Genomic DNA, 21,860 nt, shown 5'->3' with positions numbered 1-21,860 from the left:
GAGGTGAGTCCTAGGTGTCTTAAGTTTCTTAGGTGGTGACAAAAACTTGCTCCGCAAGGAGCTCTTTCACCACCTAAGAAACCCAAGGCACTCAAGGAATCACCACAGCGGAAATACGCTAAAATTACTTATAGTTCTTTGAGTCCTTACACTCCGAATTTCTGCTTCAAATACCCCAGCGCCATCCCATACGCCTCTTTCGAAAGCGCCTCATCGTACTTAGGGTTACTTGGGTTGGCGAAACCATGCACACCAGCAAAAATTTTGTAGGTCAAATTTTTACCCGCCGTTTTCATATTGGCAGCAAAATCTTCGATGACTTTTTTGGAGATGTACTCTTCCGTGGCAAAAAGCCCCAACACATCGGTATTCAAGGTTTTGAGTTTTTCCACATCCTGTACGGGCATGCCGTAGTACATCACGGAACCAACGGTTTGTTTGCCGCCCAGGATGGCTGACTTCAAAGACCAGCCACCGCCGAAGCACCAGCCAACATTTGCAATTTTGGCTTTTTTACCCGCCATCGCAACGGCACCTTTCACGATGCTTTCCAGACGTGCTTCCTGCACGCCGCGCATGAATGCCCCGGCCTCTTTGGGGTCAGCAGTTACTTTGCCATCGTACATGTCCAATGCGATAACGTTGACAGAGCCACCCAAGTCGTTGTAAAAAATATCCGATTGGCGCTTGATGTAATCGTTCAGACCCCACCATTCCTGGTACACAAACAGCCACTTGTTCGATTTTTTCTTGGCTTTGATGATGTAGCCATTGGCCGTTTTCCCATCCGGCGTTTTGAAGCTGACACTGCTGCCCAATTCAGCATAATCCAGCGGCAGCGGGGCCGGGTGCAATGCCACAAACTTGGGGTCATCAACAAATGCGGCCATCCCATCGCCAGTGCTGTGGCACATTGGCATGGGCATTTCCATCGGGTTGGTCAGGGCTACCCGGCGCTGCATCGGTTGAAATACCGTCAGCAGACTCATGATAACCGAGAGGGAGGAGAGGATGTAATAGTTCATTGTAGTTTTTTGAGTGAAAAGAGTAAAAAGAAAAGTGATTAGTGAAAAGTGAAAAGCAATTAACATCACTATTCCACTGCACACAATCTGGTGGAAACATCAAATTTAGGCTATGGGTTCAGGTTATTTTTCACTTTCCACTATTCACTTTTCACTAACAAAAATGTTCCGCTGCTTCGAATCAAGGAACGTTGATCCAGCAGGTGGTAAAAATAGGTACCATTGCCCAGCGTTGGCTTGAGCTGGATATGTTGTTTGACTGGTCCACTGGGCGCACTGACGCGCTCCAAAGCAACCATCTGACCCTGTGCATTGTAAATCAGGACATCCCAATCGGCGGCTTCGGTTTTGTCAAATTCCAGGTAAAACTCACCAGGGCTGGGATTGGGGTACAATTTGCTTTGTACCGATAACTCTTTTACATCCGGCAAATCCGTAACCAGGCCACGCACCGGATTGATGCTACGGGTTACCCGGGCCAGGGTGTCGTTGCGCAGCGCAGCGCTCAGAATGGAAGTGGCAAAACGAGCTCCGTAAAAATTGTATGTGGTATTCCGGCGAACCGCGTTTTGTTGCAAGCCCAATGCGCCCAGCAGCAGGCCGGGAGCTGGCCCTCCTGAGAGGTAGAAGCTATCCCTGGAAAACTCAGCAGTTTCTACCAAAAGCACTGCAAAATCCAGCGCACTGCCCCCTTTTGGGTTGCGCATGCGCAAGGTTCCCCAACCGATGGTAGAGTCACGTTTAAATTCGTTGGTGACTACTTGGCCAGGCGCACGGTTCAAACCCACCAGCGCAACCGTCAATTGAAAATTGATCACATTGCGGTAATTCCAGTTCTGTTTGCTCGTCGCAGTGAGGGGGAATTTGTAGTAATAAAGCGGGTTGTTGGTATAATTGTCCACTTTGGGGAACAACACAACCGAGTCTGTTGCAAAACCAGTAAAGCTCCGCAATGGAAAACGCCCCCCGGCAAAAATGGTGCCTTGAATGGAGTATCCATCGTCTCCATAGCGCTCAAACTGATAGTTATTCGAAACGCGAAAGGGGCCAAAGGTGTAAGTGGCCGTGTAGGCACCAGTTGAATTGGGAAAATCAAAGGGAATGGCCCAGGGTTCCAGCACTGAAGTGACAAAACGATTGGGTGCCACGGCGGAGTCCTGTAAACTGGAATAATCCCAAAACTGGTTGTTCCCTCCTTTGGGCAATTGGAACCCCTTGCGCTGCATCCCCTGTGTGAGGATGGTATCTGATCGATTACTCGAAACCGTAAAATCGTTGCGCGTCAGGGAGATTTGGGCTTGGGCGCCCCACAAGAGAAAAAAGAAACAAAGGCTTAAGTAGAGTTTTTGGGTCATGTTGGATGGTATTAGACTTGATGAGCACATGGTGTGCTCATCAAGTCGCTTCGGTTTGATGGATTATTTTACATGAAAAACATAAAAATAGGGTTCATCCACATTTTCATATACCCCTTTCAATTTCACTTCTTTACCCGCCTTTCGCAACACGGTTACCAAATCGGTTTCAGACGAAACGCCGAGACCATTAACTTCAGTAATAATAAAATTGGGCTTGAGATTGGTCCGGTCGATGGTGCTGCCCCGCAATACACTGGTTACTTTCACCCCGTTTTTCAATTTCAGGATTTGGCGCTCACGTGCATTCAAAGGACGGACTTCCAGGCCGAGTTTTTGCAAATACTTCATGTCCTCCCCCTTCACTATAGTGGTCCGGTTGCTACGGTTTTTGAGGGTTACTCTAGCTACTGCTCTTTTGCCATTGCGGACGTATTCCACTTTGAGCACATTACCTGGAGAATAGCGACCTACCTGTTCCTGTAATTCAGGCATGGTGGGGGTTTTTACCCCGTTTACCCGCAAAATGACATCGTCTGTGCGCAAGCCAGCATCGGCGGCACCACTACCTGGAGTTACCCCGGTGATGTGTACTCCTTCTACATTGTTGAGTCCCAGATCTCTGGCCAGTTCGCTGTTGACATCTTCAATGCGGATGCCAATCAGCCCTCGTTGCACGATGCCGTAGTTTTTTAAATCACCAATGACCTTGCGGACCAGATTAGCGGGCACTGCGAAAGAATATCCTTCGTACTGTCCGGATTGGGTTAAAATGGCGGTATTGATGCCAATGAGTTCACCTTCAGTGTTAACCAGTGCGCCCCCGCTATTGCCGGGATTGACTGCGGCGTCGGTTTGGATAAAGGATTCAATTTTATCCTGAGCATCCAGCACATCAATGCTGCGGCCCTTGGCGCTGACGATGCCTGCAGTTACTGTAGATTCCAAGTCAAAAGGATTACCAACGGCCAATACCCACTCTCCTACCTGCACCGAATCGGAATTGCCAAAGGTCAAAAAGGGCAGGTTGTCGGCCTCTACTTTAATCAGTGCCAAATCCGTGGAGGGATCGCTGCCGATCAGGACGGCTTTCAGTTCCCGGTTGTTGCTGAACGAAACACTGATCTTATCTCCATCGGCCACCACGTGGTGATTGGTCACAATGTAACCATCTTTGGAAATGATCACCCCCGAACCGGAGGCACCCCGCTGGTGGTAGCGTTCCCCACCGAACAAATCATCAAAGGAAAGGCCGTCTCCGCCCGTGCTTACACTTTGAATATTCACCACTCCGGGCGTGGCAATACCCGCAGCTTTGGTGAATTCAGTAGGTGCTGCTGAGAGGATTCTCGTGGCATTGTCTGTCGTAATGCCATCTCTGGCTACACTTCGCGACTGGTACCACGCGTCATTGGGTTCGCGGATGATAACCTCCCGAGGTTTTTCCAGCAAGCGATAAATGGCGACTGCCAACAGGGCGCTACACAAGGAAGCCAGTACAGTCGGAAGATATTTTTTAAACATGCTTAATTTTATTAGAGCCTATGCTTCACAAAATCTAACATTTTAGCAACTTTTGCAACTAATAAAAAATAAATGTGCAACATGCAAGGCATTCCTTTCTACAAATACCAGGGGGCTGGAAATGATTTTATTATGATCGACCAGCGCAATCAGCAGTGGATCGTGCGGGAGGATCAGGCTTTGGTAGAACAACTCTGCCATCGCCGTTTTGGCATTGGCGCCGATGGTTTGATTCTGTTACAAAACCATCCGGACTACGATTTTGAGATGGTCTATTTCAATGCCGATGGCCGGGAAGGCAGCATGTGTGGCAATGGTGGGCGTTGTACGGTGGCTTTTGCACATCAACTGGGTGCCATTGGGAATACCTGCCACTTCCTTGCGGTAGATGGACCCCACGATGCCGTGATCAATAATCCGGAATGGGTGGAACTAAAAATGATCGATGTGACACATGTAGAAGAGGGCAGTGATTTTTACTTCCTCAATACTGGTTCACCCCACTATATTGCTTTTGTGGAAGAAGTGGGCGATATTGATGTGGTGCAAGCGGGTCGGGCGATTCGGTACAACGATCGTTTTCGGGCTGAAGGCACCAATGTCAATTTCACCCAAATCACTGAGCATGGCCTGAGCATCGCGACCTATGAGCGTGGTGTGGAGGACGAAACCCTGGCTTGTGGCACGGGTGTAACTGCTGCGGCACTGGCTTACCACTTAAAAAAAGGTGGCGAGCTGGGTCCAAATGAAGTGCCCATCAAAGTAAAAGGTGGCGAAATGGCGATCCGTTTTACGGCGACTGAACAGGGCTTTACGGATGTGTGGTTGTGCGGCCCGGCAAAGCTGGTTTTTGCTGGCAAAGTATAGACTAACGCTTAGGTGTTTCTTAGGTGCCTATCGTTTCTTAGGTGGTGGAAGAGCTCCTTGCGGAGCAAGTTTTTTCTTTTCACCACCTAAGAAACGATAGGCACCTAAGAAACACCTAAGCAATAATTAATTGTTGAAAAACAAGACTATCCCCAAACCTTTTCCTCGTTGTACCCGTCTTATTTTGTCAAACAAAAGACTTTCGCGGCATTGGTATGCATGGCAAAATATTCTATATTTGTGCCGCATCCCTCCGCAGCCATACTAATCACCAAATTCTATAAGATGCGGAACAAACTATTTACCCTCTTCACCTTTGCGTGCTTCCTGTTTAGCCTGACTTGGCTGAACGCCCAGACCATTCGTGATATTGAAATTGATCCTGCACAACCCGTTGCAGGCCAGGCTTTCACCGTTACGCTGAAAGGAGATTTCCCCAACGCCTGTTACAGCCTGAGTTACCAAGGTGCCACAGTTTCGGCGGGCAACAACCTCAATCTTTATTTCAACGTAATACAAAGTGCGGGGCCTTGTATACAGGCCATTACTCCTTTTACCTTCACCCGTACTTTCCAGGGATTGAACCATCCCGGAAATTATTGCCTTAAGTTCTATGGAGGCCTGAATGTCAACACCACCGATAGCCAATGCTTCCAGGTACAGGCTGCACCACCACAAGGCACCATTTGTGACATCAACATCCCCAAGATTTTCTGTGGTAGCAACATCAGCGCTAACAACAATCTGGAGCCCAATCGCCTTACCTGGTATGATTGTTCTGGCTATAAATCAGACTTGTACAGTGGTGAAAAAGTCTACCGTCTGGAAGTCACTGAATACACAGAGGTGCGTCTGGACATGAAAATCCTGGACAACTGGATTGATCTGGATCTATTCTTGATCAGAGATGTATGTGATCCTCAACACCCTTATTACAAGGTGGATAAAAAGGATTGTATCGCCCAGGCCTGGATTCCTCAAGACAACCACAAAGAAAGAAAAATCGTTGCCAAACTGGAGGCCGGAACCTATCTGGTAGTCATCGATGGCGAGACCAACTCCGACCGGGGTCGCTTTACCCTTAACGTAGATTGTGGTTTTTACGACTTGTGCACCAAAGCTGTTTCGGTCAAATGTGGTGAAAGGTTACAAAACCAAAGCACCATTGGTGGGCGCAACGACGTGTGGAATTACACCTGTGGCACGGGCGTGTTTGATGCAGAAGGCAATGACCGGGTGTACAAAATCAAGTTGGACAAAGCCAGTAAGTTGTTCGTAGAAATGAACATCCTCACACCTGGTCAGGACATGTATCTGACCCTCGTGAAAGGTGAAATATGTGCCGATGTAAATCGGACCATCAATAAGGTTGAGGCTCCATTCTGTTTGGGCCGTAGCCCGGAATCTGGAACGGGAAGCAATCGGCGGACTCTCCTGGAAGATTTACCGGCTGGCACTTATTACGTAATTGTGGATGCCCGCATGGCCATGACTCAGGGCAATTACCACATCAGCTTCAACTGTGACCCCGTGCCCTGCAACCTGAGTGTGACACCTAACGTACTGGATTTCACCAGCAATGGTGCACCCCAAACCCTGACCATCAAGGCCTCCAAAGCCTGGAGTAGCGATCCAACGATCAGTTGGGTGGAACTGTCGCCCCGCACCGGGACTGGCAATGGCAGCACCAAAGTAAGTGTAATCCGCAAAGAAGATCCCGGCAGCCGCCAGGAAATCCTGACTTTCACTTGTGGTAGCGAAACCCAAACGGTCCTGCTTACTCAGGGAGGAGCTTGCTCCAAACCCAATGCAAACTTTACTGTGGCCAAAAGTGGCAGTCGGGTAATTGTAACTGCGCAAGCTCAAGATAGCGCCACTTACACCTGGGACTTTGGTAGTGGCCTGGTGACCAGCGCAGCAGTAGATACCGTAAATTTACCCAATGGCCCACAGCGGATTTGCCTGACTGTAACCAGCCCCTGCGGTACTGCCAGCACTTGCCAATTGGTCAAAGTGCTTGGTTTTACTGGCGCTGAAATCTCGGTAATTGAACAACCCACCCTTTTACAGCCACGTTTGTACCCCAATCCTAGCCGGGGAGAAACTTTCCTGGAATATGAGTCGAACCAGTCTGGTCAAGCCCTGATTCAGGTTTTTGACCTGAGTGGCCGGGAGGTTAGCAAAAGTTTGCCGGTACAAATGGTGCCGGGAATCAATCAACACCAACTCCAGGTTGATCAACTCCAAAAAGGAGTGTACCTGGTGAGGGTAAAACTACCAGCCTTGAGTTGGACGGAGAAGTTGATCGTGGAATAAGCTCAGTGTGAGTTATTAGCACAAAGGACACCAAGGAATGCACAAAGGGCACAAAGTTAGACGTTGACGTCGCTTTGTGCCCTTTGTGCATTCCTTGGTGTCCTTTGTGCTAATAAGCCGCTTTGGAATAGCCGTACTTACTCCTCAATTCTTTTGTAAGAATCCGCCAGCGTAGTATTCACATTGCAGAACAAAGACAAGACAATCCAATATTGATCGCGAGTGCCCTTCGAGCGAAGCGCAATATTGTCTTTATCGGTCAGTTGCAGCAGCATCAGGGTGCGGTCAGCATCAGCCATATCTTCCTTTTTTTCAATCGGAATTTCGATCCGTCCGTTGCGGAAGATGCCAATGTCGCTCATCGCACAAGAGGGACGACCATCCTCCAGAGGATTGCCAGTAATGTCAACTTTTACCCGATCTGGGCCAGCGTATTTGATGCTTACTTTTTTCCAAATGCCCTTATCTGGATAGTTAGAGGTAACGTAAGTACCATATAGCTCCTGCATTTGTGCGGCTTTTTGGTAGGCTTCTTCTTTTGGTGCTGCCGCTGGGGCAGCTTTTTCAGTAGCCAGTTCTTCCTGAGCGGCTTCTTTTACGCTCTTATCATTTTTACAGGCGCTCACAGCGGCCAATAGGAGTAGACTGAAGGCAAACTTTTTGATCATAGGACTATCAGTTGGTTAGCGGGCAAAGGTAAGGAACGGAAACGAAATCTGGAAATAGTTTGGGTAGGCCCTAAAAAAAGTAAAGCCACAATCCGAAGATTGCAGCTTCCTTAACCTACATCAGATCGCAAGTTCTTTACATAGATTCCAGGGAAAAAATTTCAAATCTGATGCCCCGAAATTAGAACCTATGTTTTACGCAATATGATTATTTGCGAATGGTTTTGACATAAGACTTGTCACCAACGTTAAGTACCACTGTGTACTCACCAACAGGCAACTTGCTCAGGTTGTAACGCTTTTCAACTTTAACTACGTTGCGCGCTTCATCTTCGTAAACCAGAATTCCTTCTGCATCTTCGATTCTGAGCTTCAGGGTAGTCAGGTTGCTGTTCAGCAGGCTCACGTCCAGCAGGCTACCGTTCATTCTTACGACAGGAGCAAAAAACTCTCTGCGGTCGCCAATGTTCAGGCTCAAGCCAGTTCTGGTGATGGAGATCGGTTGCTCGGTTTCGCGAACACCAGTGCTTACAACCAGTTTGTAATTACCTGTAGACAATTCGTTCAGGTTCAGCACTCTTGCGTATTCTTCGTTGGTAATTTCTTCTTCCAACAGAACCCCTTCCAGTGCACTTTCCAGACGGATAGTGGTTGGTGTTCTAAGGTTCTTCAGTACCAGACTTACTTTTTTCTCGCTACCAATAGTATTGATAGAGATAAAAGGATTGTCATCTTTGGCTTGCATAGCTAGGGGCAATACGAACAAAACCGAAAGCAATACAAGACGGGCGGTAGTTTTTAAAATGTCCTTCATAACAACAGTTTTTGTGTTTACTAAAAAGTTTGGGTTAAAATCGAAAAGTTGTGCTTGGGTGTTTACAATGACAAAATTACGCCACCTCGGGTCGCCACGCTACGCCAAAATTGATCTGTTTTGATGCTATTTTAACCCAACTATTGATACACCTATCTTTTATGGTTAATATTGGCGGTATTTTAGAATATAATTTTCCGTTTTGCCCAATTCAGCTATAAAAATTCAGGTAAAAGGGCCAGAAGCGACAAAAATTTTTTTTAGCTTAGTTTAAAAATGAAAAGAAGTTAAAAAAATGCCTGTTTTTGCAATAAAATACCTCCTAAAGGGCGTTGAAAGGCTGCATAACTAAAAATTTCAAGGATAAAAAAGGTGAAAGCAGGTCAAACCATACTTTCACCTTTTTCCTTTTAAGGTTTCATTTACCATTTAACCAGCTTCCGAGTGGTGTTCTTTTCACCTGCACTAATCCGCAACTGGTAATTTCCGGCTGGCAAACCAGTCAAGTCTAAACGTTGCTGCGTTTTTCCTGCGCCTACTTGCCACTCATATTGCCGAATCGTGCGACCAAAGAGGTCATACACTTCCATCCTCAAGGTTTGATTGTCGGCCAGCTCCAATTCGACCAAAGTTTGGTCTCCAAAAGGGTTCGGATAAACTTTTATTTTGGCTTCAGGCCAGGCTTTATCCCTATTGCTGCTCAAAACCCGTTGGCCGTTGGCAAACCAGACACCTAATATATATCCTGCTTTAAAAATACTGGGATCGCCGTTGGGCGAGAGTTTATCCGTTTTGAGCGGCGCAATGGCGATCACCTCACTACCTGCATTGTTTTGGGCATCAAAAATGATAAAGTCATCTTTGGTAGCATAATTGGGCGTTCCAAGGGTGCTGTTTTCAAAAATGGTACCAATGTCTCCCGTTTCCAAATTGGTGGTCAGTACTTCATAGTCATCGGTATCATCCAACTCGCCATTGCCGTTGTTGTCCACGATGTAATCGAATGACAATATATAAGGTGTGTTTTTGGAAAAACTGGGGTTGCCGATGTTTTCCCCCTCTTCCAGGCCAGTGAAGATTTTTTCAATTTTCCCGTCGCCAAAAGTATTGGACTTTTTATTCCAGGCATTCAGCAGGCCCATGTCCCAATAATTGTAGGTGCCAAAACCACTCAGGGGCACTTCATTATTGGCATCGTAAACTACAGTTTCACTGCTAAGGTCCCACTCCAGGGCATCCCCTCCTACTACATCGCCAGTGCTTACCCCTTCGGTGTAGGAAGGATTGTACAATTTAAAATAGCGGGTATTGTTGGTAGTCCTGGTCAGATCAATGACGCCAATTTCGCCTTCCCGGCCAGTCACCAGGGCAGCGAGGCGCAAACCATCTTTGGACAAGGCGACATTTTCCCAAATCCGGTTGTTGTTGAGTGTGCCGGTATCATACATCGCTTTGGCCCAGTCGAACTCCAGGTACTTGAGCTGTTTGCGACCGTTGATGTAAATGACCAGGCTGCCGTCGTCAGATACAGTAGGTTTGCGCAGCACTCCATTGGCTATGGGTAGCTCTAAAACGGTAGTTTTATTGACATTAAAAACGCCAATGCCGCTGTAGTCCGCTTTTACGCCCAAAATAAACTGGGTACCCGGGTTAAAACTCAAATCCTTAGGCGGCGCAGTTGGTGCACCCACCCGGATACCTACCGTTTCAAAAGCCGATTCGGCTGCCTTGGCCACGGTTTCACCCCCTTTTTCGCGGGCAGCCCTTACAACAGCGAGTCGGGCATCCACAAAGCGGGAGGAGCGGGTAAGGTAATTGCTCAAGGCTAGGAAATACACTTGTTCGGCCATTTCTTTGCCCACCTGGGTGGCAAAGAGGAAAAAGGCGCGATTCACAATGCCACTATTGACGTGTACCCCGCCGTTGTCTTGGGTGCCAGTGTAGCGCTCAGAATACTTGTCTGGTTGCCAACCTTCGTCATTCAGACTTGTTCCGCCGTTGTGTGGATTTGATAAATCGCGCAATGCACCAGATGGAAAAGCCGCAGGCAGTACCACATCTTCACCCATTTTCCAATCATCGCGGTCGATCATGGCGCCAAAAATGTCGGCAAAGGATTCGTTGAGTGCCCCCGGCTCATTTTCGTATTCCAAATTGGCGGTATGTTGGATGATGCCGTGGGTGATTTCGTGCCCGGCTACATCCAAGGCGCGGGCCAAACTGCGGATTGAGGAGCCACCATTGCCATAAAACATGGCGTCACCATTCCAGAAGGCATTTTCCAGTGATGAACCATCATCATCCGGCATATTGACAAATGAACGAATGGTGCCTTTAGCTCCGTTGATGGATTGGCGGCCAAAGGTATTTCGGTAGTAGTCGTACACCACACTGGCATTGTAATGGGCACTTACTGCGTTGGCCGCGGTCCAGGTATTGGTATTATTGGTGAAAAAGTAGGAATCAAAACTGCCATCTGCCTTAAGGGTATTGCGTACATCCAGGGTTACAATGGCACCTTTAGGCTCTTGGGGTAAATTGGAAGTAGTGGGATTGAACATGTCTTTGCTGGCATCCAATAGAAAGTAAGTATTGCCAATCAGGTAGGTGTTGATGGTCCGCTCTACCCCACCGAGGTCTTTGGCTTTGGCCGTAGCTTTGCCATCCAGCAAATCAAGTTTGCTACTAGTCTGTACTTCCTCGATGCTTTCATGGGTATGGAAATGGGCCGGAGTATTCGATTTATTGGCACTTTGGTGCTTCAACTTGCACAATAGGGAGTAACTTTTCAGCACTGCCCCGTTTTCAGCATCAATAAAATAAGCCCAACGGGCGTGCAAATTAGGGGCAATTTCCAGGTACCAGCATAGTTTGGGCTCCTCTTGCTCCGGGCCAGTGTGTAAAATAACCAATTGTTTTTTGGCGATTTGTTCACCCACCATAGCTACCTCGGCAGCAGAAAGTGAACGTAGCGTTTCTTTTTTTTGTATGTCCGAGAAGGCAGACTGAATGGCTTGAGGCGCGTCCAGTGCAGGTTTTACTGAGCGCAGCGCTGGCGTTGGGAAGTAGCGGCCGTTAAAAAGCAGAATTTTTCCGTCCTTCTCGTGCAGCATCACCTCGGCACCGTATACCTCGATCCCCTGAAACTGCTGCCGGAAACGCAGGTGGTTTTGTTGTTGTTCGTCTGTAGATTGGCTGACCAGTACAAATTCTTTCCCCGGACTGGCAATGCGCAAGTCCTTGCTAAAGTGCTCAAGATATTGGATAGCCTTCTGGCTGTTGGGTGCATCGCGCAATTCCGGCAAACCTTCTACTTCCCCTTCGATAAAAATGGGTAAGCCACTTTTTTCATCCCGCACCATGAATGGCCCGGGAATGGGCTTGCGGAGGCTCAGCTTAAGCTTGGGCAAATTGCTATAACTGATGCTGCCTTGATCAGACGTACTGTTGCTTTGAGCAAAACGCGGCAAAGTTTTGATCGGTAAATGGGTATTTTGCTCCTTCGGACCAGTCGTAGTGCTACGTTGGGGAATCGGCTTGAACTGTGCACGTACTTGAAAAAACAGTACAGCGCATAAAAGAGTCAGGATTATTCTCATTATGGTAGGTTTTGGAAAGGGAAAGTTAGGGGAAATAAATAAACTTGAGGAGGGGTGATTACCCGGCAATTGACGAATTGCCGGGTAATCAGTAAGGAGCGATAAAAAAATAAGTGATCATTTTGCCAGAGGATTAGATAAGTAAACGTTTCATTTCATGTGCCTTATCTAATCCTTTGGCTTAAGAAAAATGATCACTTATTTTTGCCCCACTACTAAGAGGAAGGTCTAAAATTTTGTTCTACTTCGTACTCTGCCGAATCGCGAACGCCGCCGCACCAATCGCTCCTGCATGTTCACCATGCTGCGCCAGCAATACGGGAACCCCCTCCCCTCGTGGCCGCCACTCGTGCAATTCCATAAATGCCGATAATGGTTTGATTAACGAATCACCAGCCTGGGCAATGCCACCCCCAAGTACAAACACTTCCGGCGAAAGGGCATTGATCAGGGAGCACATCGCAATTGACAGTTTGCGCACTGCACTCAACCACACGTATGTGGCAATCGGATCACCCTTGCGGTAGGCTGCTTCCAGTTCGTGGGTGGCCTGATAACGGTTGTACGTCCGTTTTTCAATCGTAGCGTTGCCGATATGATCTTCGATACTACCGGGTATGTTGAAAATATCCAGTTCGGGGTTATCGGCATCTACGGAGATGTGGCCCAGGTGACCAGCCATCATATTGCGGCCTTGCAGCAATTTTCCATCGATGATGATGCCACCACCTACGCCTGTTCCCAGAGTGAGCAAAATCACGTGTTTATACCCTTTGGCGGCGCCAAACTGGGCCTCGGCCATCAAAGCACTGTGGGCGTCGTTCAGAATCCAGGTTTCGTGATCGAGGTAATCCGACCAGATGAATTTTTCCAGTCCATAAAAGCGGCCTGGCATAGAATAAATTGCCGTATTTTCTTCATTGCAAATGCCTGGTGCCGACATTCCCATCGCAGTGACCCGATCGCCAAATTCTTCCAAGAGATCGCTTGCAACAGATTTTACGACCCCTTTCCATTGCCACTCATCGATGGAGGTTGCGTGTTGTCCGAGGGGGCGGGACATCGTTTTCAGAACATTTCCATAGTGGTCGATGACGACTGCTTTTACCGCAGTACCGCCAAGGTCCATTCCGATTGCCAACATGGTCGTGAATTTTCAATAACCAATCGCAGCCCACCAGATTCCAGATAGGAGCCTTGTGGGTGAGCATTGATTATTCTGCTTTATCAATTACTTTTTGTGTGATTTCACCCGTGGTTTTGTCCTTCAGGATGATCTTTTTGCGTTCATCCGGCAGAATTTCGGTTTTGATGAGGTAGTATTGCTCATCGTAGTGCTCGTATTGCGCACCTTCTGTAATGTCATTAGAGCCCCGCCAAACATCGAGTTGTACGGGTTCCCACTGTTTTGTTTGGGCTGATTTGTAACAGGCATCAATAATCGCATTGACGATGTAGCCGTCATAAAACGACTCCATTGGCGCGGCCCCACTATCCATACAATCAAACATGTCGGCAAACATATGCGGGTAGCCCAACTCGTGCACTTCATCGCCGACCGGGAACATCCAGCCGGTTTCACTTTCCGCTTTTTCGGCGACATAGCCGCCCAGACCTACACCTGTATACAACTCAAAACCAGTGCGTAAAAAGTGATCGAGGCGAATGTTACCTTCAGTTCCGGCTACTTCATCCCGCAAATCCATACCACCGCGATAGTTCCAGTTTACTTCAAACTGGCCTATGGCACCATTGGCGTATTTGACCAGGCCAATTGCGCTGTCTTCGGCGTCGATGGGTTTGACCTGGGTTGCAGCCCAGCACATTACTTCGAGGGGTTTAACTTCCTTGCCAATGAAATTGCGGGCAATCTCGATGCAATGGCAACCAAGGTCCACGATGGCACCACCGCCAGCCATATCTTTGTTCCAAAACCAGTCACTGTGAGGGCCAGGGTGGGCTTCGCGGGAGCGAGCCCAAAGGATACGACCCAGGGCACCATTTTTGACGGCGGTCAGCGACTTTAAGGTTTTGGGGGTATAGGCCAAATCTTCGAGATAACCGTGAAAAATTCCTGCTTTTTCGACGATGTCCAACATCTCCTTTGCTTCCGCGGCATTGCGGCCAAGTGGTTTGGTGCAAAGGACAGCTTTGCCAGCTTCGGCACATAGTTTGACCGCTTCCAGGTGCTGATCGTTGGGTAGGCCAATGACGACCACATTGATGTCTGGATCTGCAATAGCAGCAGCAAGATTGGTATAAGTTTTGGGAATTCCCCATTCTTTCGCGAACTTGTCGGCGCGTTCCTGACTGCGGGAATAGATGGCATGGACGCGATCACGACCGCGCAGATTATGCAAAGTCATGGTATAAAAGGTACCGATTAAACCGGTGCCCAGCATGCAGATCTTATGGGTGTTCATACATTAAGGTTTGCAAACTTTCGGTAGACTAAGTGCTTGGCTTTTACGAGCGGGAAAATAGAAAGAAGCCCAGAGTATTCCAAAGAAAATTAAGTTTCTAACTACGATTGCCAAATAAATTTTTAGTTATGCTGCAAAAACGCATTGCCAGTTTCAGGTACGCCTTTAAGGGGATTGCCCTGTTGATCAAGACCCAGGCCAATGCCCGTTTTCATTTACTGGCTACAGCTCTGGTAATTGTGGCGGCATGGTACCTTGAAGTATCGGCTTTGGAATGGGCTATGCTGGCGTTGACAATCGGCTCTGTGCTGGCCGCAGAGGGATTTAACACGGCACTGGAGTTTCTGACTGATTTGGTTTCACCCGATTACCACGAGTTGGCCGGCAAAACCAAAGATGTGGCGGCGGGTGCAGTGTTGATTACGGCTTTTGCTGCCGTCGCAGTAGCGGTATTTATTTTTGGACCAAAAATTGTAGCTTTGATTCTATGAACCTGAGTTTTACCTGTAAACATTTTGATGACCTGAGTTTGAAAGAGCTCTACGACAGCATGGTGCTGCGGCAGGAGATTTTTGTCGTTGAGCAGAATTGCGCCTTTCTGGATGCAGATGGCAAAGACCAAATTGCCTACCATTGTTTTGGGTATGATTCCAATGGACAATTGCATGCCTATACCCGTTTGTTGGACAAGGGCATTGCCTACCCGGAATACGCTTCAATTGGCCGGGTAGTGACTTCCGCGGCCTCACGAGGCGGCGGTTGGGGGCGGAAATTGATGGAATACAGCATCGAACAGTTGTACGCTACATTTGGGCAACAGGCCATCAAAATTGGTGCACAGGCTTACCTTGAGAAGTTTTATGGATCCTTGGGCTTCGTCCAATGCGGCGAGGGATATCTGGAAGATGGTATTCCGCATATCCCCATGTTGAAAAACTAAAAATGCAAGATACTTATCGACATAAAGGGATGCGCCGCCAACTTGTGGAAGGCTTGCGCAAAAAAGGCATTAAAAATGAAAAAGTGCTGGAGGCAATCGGAACGCTACCTCGGCATTATTTTTTGGATAAAGCTTTTGAAGAACACGCTTATCAGGATAAAGCTTTCCCTATCGGCAACGAACAAACCATCTCTCAGCCCTACACTGTTGCTTACATGACCGAATTATTGGAGGTAGAAAAGCGCCAAAAAGTATTGGAAGTAGGTACAGGATCGGGGTATCAGGCCTGTATCCTGGCCCTTTTGGGTGGAAGGGTGTACAGCATTGAACGCCAAAAAGACTTGTACGAAAAAGCGAAGACTTTTTTGCCCGCCATTGGTTTTCCCCAAATCCGCTTGTTCTTTCGTGATGGGTATAAGGGAATGCCGGAGTATGCTCCCTTCGATCGGATCATCGTTACGGCAGGAGCTCCGTTTATTCCGGATGCCTTGCGGGATCAGTTGAGTCTTGGCGGAGTGATGGTGATCCCGGTAGGAGAAGAGGAGCAGACGATGGTTCGGGTGCGACGCATTGCTGAGAATTTGTACGAGGATGAGCCGCTGGGACCGTTTCGATTTGTGCCTTTTGTGGAGGGGCTGAATGAGTGAATAGTGTTCTAATGTTGAATTGAAGCTTCTTTTTTTGCAAGTTTTTGGTATAAAGAATAAAAGCAGAGAATGCTGATCCACAACATGGCAAAACCATGTCCTCGCTGGATCAGGCGGACGGTTTCCTTCGGCTGTTGTTCCACCCACTTGTAGAAGAAAAGGTCAACAAAGAGGATGTAGCAAAGCACCACGACGCTAAAGCCTATGATTAGGGGTTTCAAAACTTTGTTTTGGATCATTTTAGGCAGTATTTTCCAACAAGAATAAGTAAATCGCCCTAGACGTGCAACTACAATGTTTGAATTTTCGATCAAATCTTTCAAAGTTAAGACGAAAGATCACCAGCCATATTTTTGCCAGTCTTCCTCCACATCAATGTCCGGCAATGCAGGCAACAAATAACAGGAGGCCCCGCTTTCAGCGATCCGCTCCAGGGTGATTTTTGCTACATCCTCTGTGCTCCATTCCATGTTTTCAAAAAGTTCAGGAGCAGGTTTTCGCATACCCAGCAAATAGTATCCACCATCCAGAGCTGGGCCCAACACAAAAGGATATTGTCCAAGCTGATCGAGCCCCAACTGCACAATTTCTGGGGTCAACAAGGGGCAATCGCTACCGATGATAACTGCTTTGGAGGAAGTTTGTAGGGTGTCCACAAAAGCCAGGTGCATCCGTTCGCCTAAGTCTTGCCCTGCCTGTTGTTTTTTGATAAAAAGGGTATTGTCCCAGGCATCATTGGCGTCGATAAAATCGCTGTAGAACAAATAGCGGGGAACATCCAGAGCCAGAGCCACTTCGCGGGCACGTTGGGAGAGTTTGTGGTAAACTGCCAGAGCGGCTTCGTCACCGATGCTTGCAGCCAGGCGGGTTTTTACTTTGCCTAAAGCCGGATTTTTGATAAAAATAATTACGCTCATAGATTACCAAAATAAAGGTGAATTAGCCTTGGGTTTTAATGCCACCTCAAAACAAAAAATAAGCACAAAGGGCACAAAGAAGGCGTTGTCTACGTCTAACTTTGTGCCCTTTGTGCTGCCATTGCGTCCTTTGTGCTAGATAGATGTCGCTTTGGCCTTATGTTTGAAAAACTTGAGGTGATACTTGATTTCCTTATTCGTCTTTCTTCTTCTTCCCATCCGAGAAGAGCTCATCTTCTTTCACCTTGCGCACCACATCCCCTTTTTTGAGTTTGCGGGCAACGACGGAATAAGGTCCGGAAACGACCTCATCTCCTTTTTTAATCCCGGAAGTCACTTCAATGTAGTTGTCGTCCTGGATACCGGTTTTGATTTCGGCGATGCTCACCGAGTCACCTTTGCCAATGACAAAAACCACTTCCTTGAGGTCGTCTTCAGTGATGTCCTGGATCACTTCATCTTCGCCGCTGCTGTTGCGTACCACTTTAGCTTTGCTTTTGTTTTCATCCTTTTCACGGGTAGTCACCGCTTGAATTGGAATGGTCAACACATTGGTTTTGGTCATGGTATTGATCTCTACCGAAGCGGACATACCTGGGCGGAATGGGTAACGCTTGCGCGGTTCAACCAAATCTTTGTAAGAACTTGGATCGATGCCAATGCGCACTTCAAAGTTGGTGATTTGATCACTCGTCAATGCAGCAGCGGCGGAGTTGGAGGAAGAGTTGGCAATTTCAGTTACCCGACCTACAAACTTACGGCCAATGTAAGCATCAACTTCTACATCCACCAGGTCGCCCAGTTTTACGCGGGGAATGTCGTTTTCGGTTACATCCACGCGTACCTCCATGTTATTCAGGTTGGCGATGCGCATCATTTCGGTACCCGCCATTTGAATGGTACCTACCACCCGTTCGCCTTTTTCCACATTCAACATCGAGATGATGCCATTGGTAGGGGAATAAATGGTGGTCCGCTTGAGGCTGGTGCGCAATTGTTTGAGGGTTGCTTCCGAACTTTGGATCGAGAATCGAGCCCCATTGGCACTTTCCTGGGCTGACTTAATGCCCGCTTCAGATGCCTTCATATTGGCTTCCAGTGCACGCATATTGGACAGGGAGGCTTGGAAATCCGCTTCGGAGATTACGCCGTTTTTGTACAATTTTTCATTGCGTTTGTGGATTTCCCGCGCGTTTTCCAGATTAGCCAGGATTTGCTCTCTTTGGCCACGCTGGCTTTCAATCTGGGCACGGGCATTGGCTTCCTGGGCTTTGGCCTGGTTCAGTGAAGCCATCCCTTGTTCCACCTGAGATTGGTATACATCGGCGTCGATGCGGGCCAAAACCTGGCCAATGCGCACTGAATCGCCTTCTTTGACAAACAGTTCTACAATTTCCCCGGAAACGTCAGAACTGATTTTGACTTCCGTTTGTGGAAAAACTTTGCCGCTGGCGGCTACTACTTCCTTGATGGTGCGCAGTTCAGCTTTTTCAGCGGTTACTTTTTCACCTTTAGGCTTATTGCGGGCTTGGATGGCTGCAACAACTACCAGAACGACCAGGAGGGCGAGTAATCCGTAGATGAGCCAATTATTGCGTTTTTTCTTTGCCATGATTTTTCGTTGTTGAGGATGTTGTGCTTGTCCCAGGGCTAAAGCCGTGGGTTGTGTTTTTTGTCCCACAAATAAATTCGTGGGTTGGGGCATAGGTGGCTCCCATAGTTAAAGCTATGGGTTGCGTTGTGGTTCCCACGAATAAATTCGTGGGGTGGAGCTGTGTGGCTCCCACGGTTAAAACCGTGGGTTGCCTTAGTTCAGGGTGATTTGACGGCCTTGGTAGAATTCAACCTGCTTGAGGTTGAAGATGTATTGGAATTTGGCACGGGTCAGGTCCATTTGAGCCCGGGACAAATTGTTGCGCGCTGTGTTGAAATCCAGTTGGTTAGCAGCACCGATGTCGAAGCGCTGTTGAGCATTCTCAAAAGCCAGTCGGGAAGCTTCCTCGGCGGCTTGAGCCGCGATATAAGAACGACGAGCAGCTCGGGCATTGGCAATGGCCGTTTGGATGTCTGTTTTCAACTGTTGTTTGGCTTGCTCGTTGTTTAAGTCAACGCCAGCAACATTGATTTTGGCCCGCTCCATGCTGATGCGGTTGCGGTTGTTGTTGAAAATAGGGATAGACAATTGCATACCGATGCTTTGACCAAAGTTTTGATTGATCTGGTCGGCCCAGGCTTGTCTGCCCAGTTGTTCCGGGATTTGAGATTCTATCTCGAAGGTAACGGGTTGGCCATTAAAAAAAGCAGTTTGGCTGATTCTTTGACTTCGGAAGCCATAATTATAGGCTCGACTGGAAGCGTATGCATTCAGGTTGCCAAAGAGAGAAAGAGACGGCAACATCCCCGATTTGGCTAAATCAATCCCGATCATAGCGCTTTCCCGGCGTTTGAGCCCTGCTAAAATTTGAGGTTGAGTGCCCAGGGCACCATTGTATATTTCATCTAGCACAAAAGCATCAGGATTTGCACTCGTTGGAATAATTATTTCCGGACGTTCGATCAATAACTCCTGAGCAGGATCGAGCAGCATCAGTTGTTTGAGGGAAAGGTAACGCAAGATCACCTGGTTTTCAGCGTCAACAACGGTTTGTTCGTTCAACGCAACTTGAGATAAAGCATCCAGGCGTTCATTGCGCGGGCGAGAGCCTGCCTCGATCAATTTTTCGGTTTGTGCCAACTGCAAACGCGATTGATCCAGTTGAGTCTTGGCAATGGCCAGTTGTTCCTCCGCCAACAATACATTCAAATAATTAGCCGCCACAGTTAGGGCAAGGGTATTGGCCGCAGTTGCAGCATCGTAACGGATGGCTTCCATGTCGATGCGACTTTGGACGATGCTGTTTTTGATCCTGCCTCCATTGTACAGCGGAATGCCTCCCGAAAGCGACAAACTATTACTTGTGATACTTTGGGAGTTAAAGGAGTTGGTGGTAGGGTCGATGGTACGACCAAACTGTATGTTCCCACCAACCGAAGCGTTAATTTGTGGAAGCCGGTTGGCCTGATTTTGCTTGAGCGCAAGGGCAGCGTTATTGATTTGGTTTTGGGCTTGTTTGATGGAAATGCTGTTTTTGGTGGCATATTCCACACATTGTTGTAAGCTCCAGCGCTGTTGGGCGTTTAGGCCTGTACAAAGTAGCAATCCCAGGATTCCACCCAAGCTCAGTTTGGCGAAGTTTGACATGATGCTTTTCTTAAAAATTTTAACACACTGCAATACTAGAAAAGCACCCGCGAAAGGCAGAAATTTTTATATAAAAAGGCGGTTATTCTAGATAAGTAGCAGATCAACGAATGCCGGACTGTACTTGCCCCATGCCAATGACCCGATCATAACGTTCACCAAAAGGTCGGTAATAGATGATTATGGTGTACACATTTTCGGTTTCCCACCAATCGCCGTCAATCGGGCTAAGCCTCGCAGGAGCAGTGCTGACATTGCGTGGCTTGGTGGCGTAAGCATAATTGTAGTAGCCCTGTTTCAGGGGGGTACGAACAGTATAAGCCTGCTGCACATCGTCAAAAGTCATTTTGTACTGAGGCATCATTTGCCAATCGTTAAAACGACCAACGAGGTACACATCTTGATTTTCGATAGGCTCATTCATACTCAGTGAAAACTGTACTTCTGCATAATCGCTACCCACTGCGTTGTTGAAGTGGTTGGCATCATTCTGGGCCAAATCCCGCCAGTCCGCCGGGCTTGGTTTGACACCATCTACCTGGTTGCTGCGGCGCTGCAGGTTTTCATCGAGGCGCATGCCGCGTTGGTCAGCGTTGCCGATGACATAGTCACCATTGAGGTCAAAAATCTGGAAGTACTGTGAACTCTCAAAAACCTGATCCTCTTTCATGATGATTTCATACCGATTGTTGACCCGGTTGATGGTGGCAATTTGAGAACCATAGATGAACAAACTGCGCATGTCCAACCAACGAAACTCCTTCCCGGCCGGAAAGACAACCTTGTCCTGGTAATCCCAGACCAGGTTATTGCCCCGGTTGAAATTGGGGATGACTCCGATTACCGCATTGTCCCAACGGTTGTTTTGCAGAATCGTCGCCTTGATTTCCTGCTGCATATTGCCAATGGGCAATTTGTTAACACTCACTTCAAAATCAATTTCCTGGTGGGTTTTAAATTTGCCTACCGCAGCAGGAGGAACCAGTTTGGCATTGATAAAAACCATATTTTCCAGCACGATGAAACGCCGAGTCAATACGGTTACTTCTTTGTTGAGGTTTTCGTAAACCTGCAAAATGTAATTGCCCGAGCGGGTAATGCGGGTATTCTCATTGGGCAAAATGAGGCGGTAATGCGAGAAAGAAGTTGTGGCTTTAAATGAATTGTGGTACTCCCGCAGCAAATCATTGGCGTAGCCATCAATGTAATCCAGCTCAGAGAGGGGCGTAGGTTTCCAGTTGATGTCGCATTGAATGACGCGATAGTAGTAGGATTTGTTATCCGCTTCCATGTCGTCAAATTCCAGCTCCAGCAGATCTGTACCCTCCAATACCAAGATGGGTTGACTGAGGTAGAGTCCTTTTTGTGTAAATTTGACCGATTTGATGTGGGGCTTGTACACATAATCTTCGTAACGCAGGGTCTGGTCCTGAGCATGAGCGCTTTGTAGCAATACAACAGCAGCACAGAGTAAAAGCATCGAAAACCGTAACATATTGAGCAAGCTTCTATTCATAAAGTCTA

18 protein-coding genes are annotated in these 21,860 nt (G+C 47.8%); 5 read left to right on the top strand and 13 right to left on the bottom strand.

The window, feature by feature from the left end; translation table 11 throughout:
* Window positions 1-146: 146 nt before the first annotated feature.
* The 3 genes from ACO08K_RS19940 to ACO08K_RS19930 all read right to left on the bottom strand — a co-directional run bounded on the left by ACO08K_RS19940 (window position 147) and on the right by ACO08K_RS19930 (window position 3,904).
* The gene (locus tag ACO08K_RS19940; protein WP_421798178.1) at window positions 147-1,025 is read right to left on the bottom strand and encodes a dienelactone hydrolase family protein; all 879 of its coding nucleotides are present in this window, start codon (window positions 1,023-1,025) and stop codon (window positions 147-149) included.
* Window positions 1,026-1,165: 140 nt separating this feature from the next.
* Window positions 1,166-2,380, bottom strand: coding sequence for a T9SS type A sorting domain-containing protein (locus ACO08K_RS19935; protein WP_421798177.1), 1,215 nt, complete (start codon window positions 2,378-2,380; stop codon window positions 1,166-1,168).
* A 63-nt stretch (window positions 2,381-2,443) separates the two neighbouring features.
* A complete protein-coding gene (locus tag ACO08K_RS19930; protein ID WP_421798176.1) occupies window positions 2,444-3,904 on the bottom strand; it encodes a trypsin-like peptidase domain-containing protein in 1,461 nt (486 codons plus the stop codon).
* Between the two features lie 81 nt (window positions 3,905-3,985).
* On the opposite strand from ACO08K_RS19930, the gene dapF reads away from it, so the two are divergent.
* Together dapF and ACO08K_RS19920 are read left to right on the top strand one after the other, a co-directional pair.
* Window positions 3,986-4,771 carry a diaminopimelate epimerase gene (gene dapF, locus ACO08K_RS19925; RefSeq protein WP_421798175.1) on the top strand — a complete coding sequence of 262 codons (786 nt, stop codon included), beginning with the start codon at window positions 3,986-3,988 and terminating at the stop codon, window positions 4,769-4,771.
* Between the two features lie 285 nt (window positions 4,772-5,056).
* Window positions 5,057-7,087: a T9SS type A sorting domain-containing protein gene (locus ACO08K_RS19920; RefSeq protein ID WP_421798174.1), complete on the top strand. Its 2,031-nt coding sequence runs from the start codon at window positions 5,057-5,059 to the stop codon at window positions 7,085-7,087.
* A 137-nt stretch (window positions 7,088-7,224) separates the two neighbouring features.
* On the opposite strand, the gene ACO08K_RS19915 is transcribed toward ACO08K_RS19920, so the two are convergent.
* The 5 genes from ACO08K_RS19915 to ACO08K_RS19895 form a co-directional block, all read right to left on the bottom strand.
* Window positions 7,225-7,755: a hypothetical protein gene (locus ACO08K_RS19915; protein ID WP_421798173.1), complete on the bottom strand. Its 531-nt coding sequence runs from the start codon at window positions 7,753-7,755 to the stop codon at window positions 7,225-7,227.
* Between the two features lie 208 nt (window positions 7,756-7,963).
* Window positions 7,964-8,569, bottom strand: coding sequence for a hypothetical protein (locus ACO08K_RS19910; RefSeq protein ID WP_421798172.1), 606 nt, complete (start codon window positions 8,567-8,569; stop codon window positions 7,964-7,966).
* A gap of 422 nt (window positions 8,570-8,991) precedes the next feature.
* A complete protein-coding gene (locus tag ACO08K_RS19905) occupies window positions 8,992-12,168 on the bottom strand; it encodes a M4 family metallopeptidase (RefSeq protein ID WP_421798171.1) in 3,177 nt (1,058 codons plus the stop codon).
* A 241-nt stretch (window positions 12,169-12,409) separates the two neighbouring features.
* A complete protein-coding gene (locus tag ACO08K_RS19900; protein WP_421798170.1) occupies window positions 12,410-13,312 on the bottom strand; it encodes an ROK family protein in 903 nt (300 codons plus the stop codon).
* Window positions 13,313-13,382: 70 nt separating this feature from the next.
* Window positions 13,383-14,591 carry a Gfo/Idh/MocA family protein gene (locus ACO08K_RS19895; RefSeq protein WP_421798169.1) on the bottom strand — a complete coding sequence of 403 codons (1,209 nt, stop codon included), beginning with the start codon at window positions 14,589-14,591 and terminating at the stop codon, window positions 13,383-13,385.
* Between the two features lie 128 nt (window positions 14,592-14,719).
* On the opposite strand from ACO08K_RS19895, the gene ACO08K_RS19890 reads away from it, so the two are divergent.
* From ACO08K_RS19890 to ACO08K_RS19880, 3 genes are read left to right on the top strand one after another with little or no spacing between them, the layout of a single operon-like run.
* Window positions 14,720-15,082, top strand: coding sequence for a diacylglycerol kinase family protein (locus ACO08K_RS19890; protein WP_421798168.1), 363 nt, complete (start codon window positions 14,720-14,722; stop codon window positions 15,080-15,082).
* A complete protein-coding gene (locus ACO08K_RS19885) occupies window positions 15,079-15,531 on the top strand; it encodes a GNAT family N-acetyltransferase (RefSeq protein ID WP_421798167.1) in 453 nt (150 codons plus the stop codon). Before ACO08K_RS19890 ends, ACO08K_RS19885 begins: the two co-directional genes overlap by 4 nt.
* Before the next feature lie 2 nt (window positions 15,532-15,533).
* Complete coding sequence (locus tag ACO08K_RS19880; RefSeq protein WP_421798166.1) at window positions 15,534-16,178, top strand: protein-L-isoaspartate(D-aspartate) O-methyltransferase; 645 nt, start codon at window positions 15,534-15,536, stop codon at window positions 16,176-16,178.
* An 8-nt stretch (window positions 16,179-16,186) separates the two neighbouring features.
* Here ACO08K_RS19880 and ACO08K_RS19875 read toward each other — a convergent pair whose 3' ends face one another.
* The 5 genes from ACO08K_RS19875 to ACO08K_RS19855 form a co-directional block, all read right to left on the bottom strand.
* The gene (locus ACO08K_RS19875) at window positions 16,187-16,417 is read right to left on the bottom strand and encodes a hypothetical protein (RefSeq protein WP_421798165.1); all 231 of its coding nucleotides are present in this window, start codon (window positions 16,415-16,417) and stop codon (window positions 16,187-16,189) included.
* A 99-nt stretch (window positions 16,418-16,516) separates the two neighbouring features.
* On the bottom strand, window positions 16,517-17,095 hold the full coding sequence (locus ACO08K_RS19870) for a TIGR04282 family arsenosugar biosynthesis glycosyltransferase (protein WP_421798164.1): 579 nt from the start codon (window positions 17,093-17,095) through the stop codon (window positions 16,517-16,519).
* Window positions 17,096-17,288: 193 nt separating this feature from the next.
* Window positions 17,289-18,707 (bottom strand): efflux RND transporter periplasmic adaptor subunit, encoded by a 1,419-nt coding sequence (locus ACO08K_RS19865; protein ID WP_421798163.1) that lies wholly within the window; start codon window positions 18,705-18,707, stop codon window positions 17,289-17,291.
* A 195-nt stretch (window positions 18,708-18,902) separates the two neighbouring features.
* Window positions 18,903-20,336 carry a TolC family protein gene (locus ACO08K_RS19860; protein WP_421798162.1) on the bottom strand — a complete coding sequence of 478 codons (1,434 nt, stop codon included), beginning with the start codon at window positions 20,334-20,336 and terminating at the stop codon, window positions 18,903-18,905.
* A gap of 103 nt (window positions 20,337-20,439) precedes the next feature.
* Window positions 20,440-21,852, bottom strand: coding sequence for a type IX secretion system plug protein domain-containing protein (locus ACO08K_RS19855; RefSeq protein ID WP_421798161.1), 1,413 nt, complete (start codon window positions 21,850-21,852; stop codon window positions 20,440-20,442).
* Window positions 21,853-21,860: the final 8 nt, after the last annotated feature.

Source organism: Haliscomenobacter sp., from assembly GCF_965225875.1.
Lineage (GTDB): Bacteria > Bacteroidota > Bacteroidia > Chitinophagales > Saprospiraceae > Haliscomenobacter.
Note: the sequence above shows the minus strand (reverse complement) of the source record. Positions and strands in the feature narration are given on the sequence as shown.

Bases quoted from the DNA above. Each gene is read 5' to 3' on its own strand.
- ACO08K_RS19905 (WP_421798171.1), bottom strand. From the start codon at position 12,168: ATGAGAATAATCCTGACTCTTTTATGCGCTGTACTGTTTTTTCAAGTA.
- ACO08K_RS19930 (WP_421798176.1), bottom strand. From the start codon at position 3,904: ATGTTTAAAAAATATCTTCCGACTGTACTGGCTTCCTTGTGTAGCGCC.
- dapF (WP_421798175.1), top strand. From the start codon at position 3,986: ATGCAAGGCATTCCTTTCTACAAATACCAGGGGGCTGGAAATGATTTT.
- ACO08K_RS19915 (WP_421798173.1), bottom strand. From the start codon at position 7,755: ATGATCAAAAAGTTTGCCTTCAGTCTACTCCTATTGGCCGCTGTGAGC.
- ACO08K_RS19855 (WP_421798161.1), bottom strand. From the start codon at position 21,852: ATGAATAGAAGCTTGCTCAATATGTTACGGTTTTCGATGCTTTTACTC.
- ACO08K_RS19940 (WP_421798178.1), bottom strand. From the start codon at position 1,025: ATGAACTATTACATCCTCTCCTCCCTCTCGGTTATCATGAGTCTGCTG.
- ACO08K_RS19885 (WP_421798167.1), top strand. From the start codon at position 15,079: ATGAACCTGAGTTTTACCTGTAAACATTTTGATGACCTGAGTTTGAAA.
- ACO08K_RS19865 (WP_421798163.1), bottom strand. From the start codon at position 18,707: ATGGCAAAGAAAAAACGCAATAATTGGCTCATCTACGGATTACTCGCC.
- ACO08K_RS19895 (WP_421798169.1), bottom strand. From the start codon at position 14,591: ATGAACACCCATAAGATCTGCATGCTGGGCACCGGTTTAATCGGTACC.
- ACO08K_RS19920 (WP_421798174.1), top strand. From the start codon at position 5,057: ATGCGGAACAAACTATTTACCCTCTTCACCTTTGCGTGCTTCCTGTTT.
- ACO08K_RS19935 (WP_421798177.1), bottom strand. From the start codon at position 2,380: ATGACCCAAAAACTCTACTTAAGCCTTTGTTTCTTTTTTCTCTTGTGG.
- ACO08K_RS19910 (WP_421798172.1), bottom strand. From the start codon at position 8,569: ATGAAGGACATTTTAAAAACTACCGCCCGTCTTGTATTGCTTTCGGTT.
- ACO08K_RS19875 (WP_421798165.1), bottom strand. From the start codon at position 16,417: ATGATCCAAAACAAAGTTTTGAAACCCCTAATCATAGGCTTTAGCGTC.
- ACO08K_RS19890 (WP_421798168.1), top strand. From the start codon at position 14,720: ATGCTGCAAAAACGCATTGCCAGTTTCAGGTACGCCTTTAAGGGGATT.
- ACO08K_RS19860 (WP_421798162.1), bottom strand. From the start codon at position 20,336: ATGTCAAACTTCGCCAAACTGAGCTTGGGTGGAATCCTGGGATTGCTA.
- ACO08K_RS19880 (WP_421798166.1), top strand. From the start codon at position 15,534: ATGCAAGATACTTATCGACATAAAGGGATGCGCCGCCAACTTGTGGAA.
- ACO08K_RS19870 (WP_421798164.1), bottom strand. From the start codon at position 17,095: ATGAGCGTAATTATTTTTATCAAAAATCCGGCTTTAGGCAAAGTAAAA.
- ACO08K_RS19900 (WP_421798170.1), bottom strand. From the start codon at position 13,312: ATGTTGGCAATCGGAATGGACCTTGGCGGTACTGCGGTAAAAGCAGTC.